The sequence below is a fragment of the Martelella sp. UBA3392 genome (assembly GCF_002358775.1).
GTDB lineage: Bacteria > Pseudomonadota > Alphaproteobacteria > Rhizobiales > Rhizobiaceae > Martelella > Martelella mediterranea.
Genome location: NZ_DEPM01000145.1, coordinates 15225 through 20041 on the forward strand (window position 1 = coordinate 15225; position 4817 = coordinate 20041).

7 protein-coding genes are annotated in these 4817 nt (G+C 63.7%); all 7 read right to left on the reverse strand.

Annotation, left to right across the window (positions count from 1 at the left end):
- Positions 1 to 75: 75 nt before the first annotated feature.
- A complete protein-coding gene (locus tag B4E36_RS11120; protein ID WP_292052034.1) occupies positions 76 to 579 on the reverse strand; it encodes a group III truncated hemoglobin in 504 nt (167 codons plus the stop codon).
- 29 nt (positions 580 to 608) lie between these two features.
- Entirely contained in the window at positions 609 to 1130 is a 522-nt protein-coding gene (mog, locus tag B4E36_RS11125) for a molybdopterin adenylyltransferase (protein ID WP_292052033.1), read from the reverse strand.
- Position 1131: 1 nt separating this feature from the next.
- A complete protein-coding gene (moaA, locus tag B4E36_RS11130; protein ID WP_292052031.1) occupies positions 1132 to 2160 on the reverse strand; it encodes a GTP 3',8-cyclase MoaA in 1029 nt (342 codons plus the stop codon).
- On the reverse strand, positions 2150 to 2713 hold the full coding sequence (locus tag B4E36_RS11135; protein WP_292052029.1) for a DUF2478 domain-containing protein: 564 nt from the start codon (positions 2711 to 2713) through the stop codon (positions 2150 to 2152). Before B4E36_RS11135 ends, moaA begins: the two co-directional genes overlap by 11 nt.
- Positions 2714 to 2730: 17 nt before the next feature.
- Positions 2731 to 3636, reverse strand: coding sequence for a peptidylprolyl isomerase (locus B4E36_RS11140; RefSeq protein ID WP_292052027.1), 906 nt, complete (start codon positions 3634 to 3636; stop codon positions 2731 to 2733).
- 6 nt (positions 3637 to 3642) lie between these two features.
- Complete coding sequence (narI, locus tag B4E36_RS11145) at positions 3643 to 4362, reverse strand: respiratory nitrate reductase subunit gamma (protein WP_345900345.1); 720 nt, start codon at positions 4360 to 4362, stop codon at positions 3643 to 3645.
- Positions 4363 to 4372: 10 nt separating this feature from the next.
- On the reverse strand, positions 4373 to 4817 hold a 445-nt coding region (locus B4E36_RS11150), incomplete at its 5' end, for a nitrate reductase molybdenum cofactor assembly chaperone (RefSeq protein WP_345900346.1).

The window sequence follows — 4817 nt, forward strand, 5'->3', positions numbered from 1 at the left end:
GGGCGAGCCGCTCCGCGCCGATTTCGAACTGGCCTTCCGCATTGCGTTCGACGAAGGTCCCGGTTTCCTGAGCGCTCATGGCCCCTCCCCATCTGTCGCTCGATCCGCCAGCCGATCAAGATCGGCATATCCGATCGGGCAGAGCCCGGTCGTATCCTCGCCGCGATGAAAGCCGATCGCCAGACGGAAGGAATGCGCGATGCGCATGGCCCTGTCGAGAAACAGCGACGCCACCTCTTTCGGGCAGAGCGCATCGACGGTTTCGGCAAAGAGCTGCAGCCAGCGCTCGAAATGCCGCTCCTCGATTTCGGGTATCGCCAGATGCGGCGGCAGCGGGCGGCCCTGATAGCGCGCCGTGCGTAGCAGCGTCGCGGACCAGAAGTCGCACATCCGCTCAAGATGGCGCGGCCAGTCATCGGCGGCGATCCGTCTATTGAAGACCGGCCCGAGCAGCGCGTCCTCGCGGATCCGGTCGTAGAAGCCATGCACCACGGCCCGGATCATCGCCTCGTCCAGAACCTCCGGAAGCGGCTTGCCGTCGATGATCACCGTGCGCTCCGGCGCGGGTCGTCCTCTCATGTCCGAAACTCCCTCTCGAATGGCCGGTTTCAGCCCGGCGGCCGATGCGCCTTGATCCGCGCCGGGTCGGTCTCGATGCGGCCGGCGCCGATCAGGTCGAGACAATAGGGTACCGCCGGGAAAACCGCATCGAGGCAAAGCCTTATCGACGCCGGTCGGCCCGGCAGGTTGACGATCAGGCTCTTCCCGCGCACCCCGGCAGTCTGGCGCGAGAGGATGGCGGTTGGCGCCTGTTCCAGGCTGACGCGCCGCATCAGTTCGCCAAAGCCCGGCAATTCCTTTGCGATCACCGCCTGCATCGCCTCCGGCGTCTCGTCGCGGGGCGCAGGGCCCGTGCCGCCGGTGGTGAGGATCAGATCGGCGCGAACATTGTCGCACAGCTCCGTCAGCGCTTCCCGTACGGAAACCACCCCGTCCGGGATGATGACGCGGTTCAGGGCATAGGGCGACGTGATGGTTTCCGCCAGCCAGGTCTCGATCATGGCGCCGCTTTGATCGTCATACTCGCCCCGGCTGGCGCGATCGGAAATGGTCAGTGCGACAATCAGCATCTCATCCTCCAAGCACGGACATCGTCCGTCCGATGCCCTCAACTCGGGTCCTCGTAATCGAAAATGCATGTCCTTCAGGCTTCATCGCCACCACGCGCGCAATCAGCGCGTCTACCGGCGCGTCGTCCTCGCTTGCTCGCAGGGTTTCCCTGAGACCGACCCGGCCTTCATCGCCCATGCAGGTGAAAAGATCACCGGTGGCGCTGACGCGCAGGCGGTTGCAGGCGGCGCAGAAATCGCAGGACAACGGCGTGATGAAACCCAACAGGCCGCCGGTTTCGGCGACCCGCACATAACGCGCCGGACCACCACTTTTCAAGGCAAGCGGCTGAAGCGTCCAGCGCGACGAAAGTGTGTCGCGCAGCTTCGAGAGCGACAAAAAGCTCTCCCGGCGGTCATGCTGGCCCTCGCCGAGCGGCGTTTCTTCGATCAGCGTCAGGTCCATGCCGCGTTCATGGGTAAAGCGGATCAGATCATCCACCTCCTGCTCGAAAGCGCCGCGCATGGCAACAGCATTGATCTTGACCCTGAGGCCTGCCGCCTGCGCCGCCTCGATGCCGGCGAAGACCCGTTCGATCCGGCCCCAGCGGGTGATCGTCTGATAGCGCTCGGGATCGAGTGTGTCGAGCGAGACGTTGACCCGGCGCACGCCACGGTCAAACAGCGCTTCCGCGTAGCGATCCAGCAGCGTGCCATTGGTCGTCAGCGTCAGCTCGTCGAGCATGCCACGATTCAGGTCAGCGCCGAGCATGGCAAACAGCGACATGATATTCTTGCGCACCAGCGGCTCACCGCCGGTGATCCGGATCTTGCGCACACCGCGCGCCATGAAGATGCGGGAAAGACGATGGAGCTCTTCAAGGTCGAGAATATCGCGGCGCGGCAGAAATGTCATGTTCTCGGACATGCAATAGGTGCAGCGCAGGTCGCAGCGATCCGTCACCGACAGCCGGAGATAGGTCGCGGTGCGGCCGAAACCGTCGACGAGCGGACGCGGCACGGCCTGTCTTATCAAGCGTTCATGCCGCATCGCGCACCTGCCTCGCCCGAGCGCTGGCTTCATAACACCATTGCAGCACAGCATCGGTTTCGGGCGGCAAAGCTTGTGACAGACCGCCTGAAAATGTCCCCCAGCCATCGAGATAGGGCTGTTTCACCGAGGTCAGGATCGGCACGTCTGCCAGAAACGCTGCCTCGAAAACCGAGCGCAGTCCGCCGCCATGCGCTTCCCCCTTGCCGAAACGGTTGAGAATGAGGAGATCCGGCTGCATCCCGATCCGCGTCTGAGCAAAAACGGCGGCTTGCGAAAGCGCATTGAAATCCAACCGGCAGCCGCGCGCATGGGCGCCAAGCGCCTGCATGATCTGCCAGCGTTTGCCGGTGGCGATGTCTTCCAGATCGACCGCGCCGCAGCACTGGCCCTCGTCCTTTTCGGCATGCTGAATGAAGCCTTCGACGCGATGCCCCGTTGCAATCAACTGCCGTGCCGCCGCTACCAGAACCCTGTCGGCGGCGTCATCCTGCATGAACGGGATATAGGCGAGCAACGTGCTTTCACCCGTCCCTGTTTCCGCGTTCGCCATCACAAAACCCTTTGCCTTTACTGCACCAGCGGCCCATCGGCGCCGGTGATCTCGATGCCCTCGATGGTCGCTTCCGCCGCCAAAACGGCGATGAACTGCTGAACAGCCTTTGACCAGGAAGCAGCCTCCAGCCAGGCGGCGATGCGCGGCCTGACCGCCTCGAACGGCAATTGCTCGCCCTCGATCCGGCGATCCATGCGGATGATATGAAAGCCATAGCGGGTTTCAACCGGTGACCCTGTCACCTCACCCTCCGGCAGCCGCATCAGCACCGCCTCGAATTCTGGTACGGTGCTGCCCGGCGAAAGCTGTCCGAGATTGCCGCCCTGTTGCGCCGACGGACAGGCCGAACGCGCCCGCGCAAGCTCGCCAAAGCCGACTGCGCCAGCCGCAAGATCAGCAATCATCTGTCCGGCCTCGGCGCGCGCCTGCCGCCGGGCGGCCTCGTCGGCCGGATTTGCGGCAAGCAGGATATGGCTCGCCTCGAAGATCGGTTCGGAGCGGAAGCGGCTCCGGTTGTTTTCATAAAACCGGCGGCATTCGGCGTCATCGGCCGAAGGCGTGTCGACCGCCATTTCGATCAGCGCCCGGATCTTCGCATCCTCGGCGGTTTCGGTCTTGCCGTCGACGGTTGTCTCCGGCGCGCCGGTGACCTGTTCTTCCTCGGCTTTCTGCAGCAGCAGTTGGCGGATGATGAGCGCCTCAGCCGCAGCCCTCAGCGCCGCGCCGGGATTGTCTGCCGGGTGGTTCTGGGCCTCGGCGAGGATGGCGCTTTCGGCAATTGCCACCCCGTTGACGGAAATCTCGGAAAACACCGGTCGCGCCTTGGGCGGGATTTTCGTGTCGACGGCCTGATAGCCGCTGCCGGGCGCGGGGCCGGCGCCCGACGTTTGCGGCTGTTGCGGTGTGAAAAGGTTGACCATTGTGCGTCACTCCGCCGGTTTGCCGTTGATGCGCGACCCGTCGCCCTTCTGCCGGGCAACCTGATAGCCGGGCCGCCAGATATAGCGCACCGGAACGCTCAGCATGTGCACCAGTCGCGTGAAGGGGAAGACGAGCAGGATGGTGAGGCCCAGGAAAATATGCGCCTTGAATATCCAGGCGGCATCGGCGACGTAGGACGAGGCGGCGAAGTTGAAGGTAAAGATGCCCTGCGCCCAGCTCATGAATTTCACCATTTCATGGCCGTCGAGATGATGCAGCGACACCGGGATCGTGCCGAGGCCGAGCAGAAGCTGCAGCCAGAGCAGGATGATGATCATCGTATCACTGAAGGTCGAGGCGGCGCGCACCCGCGCATCGAACAGCCGGCGATGGACCAGCAGCGTTGCGCCGACAATGCCCATTACCCCGGCAATGCCGCCGGCGACGACGGCCAGCAACTGCTTGGCACCATGACTGACGCCAAGAGTGTCGAAGACCCAGATCGGCGTCAACAGGCCAACGACGTGGCCGGCGAAAATGAACAGTACGCCGACGTGGAAGAGCACAGAGCCCCAGATGAGCTGTTTGCGCCGCAGCAACTGGCTTGAACCCGACCGCCATGAATAGGGCTCCCGGTCATAGCGGATGACAGTCCCGAGGATCAGCACCGTGAGCGCGATATAGGGGTAGATGCCGAAAACGAGGGTGTTGAGATAGGCTGACATGGTCTGTCTCCTAATTCGGTATGGAACCGGCGCCATCGCCGGGTTGACGCTCTGCCGCGCGCATGCGGGTCCTGAGCCGGTCCGGCCCGCACGCGCCCTCGCCGGCATTGCCGCCGAAGGTGACGGTTTCCTCTTCCCAAATGCTGTCGAGCGCCTTCAGGTCGTCGGGGTCGTCTTCGGGTGCGGCCATCAGCTCCTTCAGAAGCTTCTGGTCGGCTTCAGCCAATGACAGCAGGGAAAGCGCGGCAAACGCCGATGCATAGACGGATTCCCGCTTCTTCAGCCGCTCGCCGATGGCCTCGGTGATATGCGCGGTCTGGCCGAGAAGGTCTTCCGCCTCGGCCCTGGGGCGGGTGGAGAGGAATTCCAGGAACAGCGGCAGGTAGTCGGGCAATTCCTTTGCATCGATTTCCAGCCCGTCGGCCTCGTACATGGCCATCAGGTCGACCATGGCC